Raw genomic sequence first — 259 nt, forward strand, 5'->3', positions numbered from 1 at the left:
GGAGGGGATTGTTGTGGACATAACTCAAAGTGTGGCAAGAATAGTGGTTAATGGGAAAGACCTTCCGTTCACTTCAGTTCAAACCTCTGCATGGAATCATGGGCCTGTAAATGATTTAATCGTTTCGACGAATCAGAGAGTGAATGAGCTTTATCAATTCATGTGGTCACAAGTACCAGTTACGATCTCGGTGTATTTTCTTCAAGGGGCGGACTTAATGAGATTCGCTAGGATTGCTGGAATTAATGAACGTGTAACG

General features: G+C 42.5%; 1 protein-coding gene. It reads left to right on the forward strand.

All coding sequences use genetic code 11. The annotated features are described in order from the left end of the window. Nucleotides 1–13 precede the first annotated feature (13 nt). The coding region (locus BAU27_RS22635; protein WP_071772016.1) for a hypothetical protein at nt 14–259 on the forward strand (246 nt) is incomplete at its 3' end.

This window comes from Bacillus sp. NH11B, from assembly GCF_001884205.1.
GTDB lineage: Bacteria > Bacillota > Bacilli > Bacillales > Bacillaceae_G > Bacillus_A > Bacillus_A proteolyticus.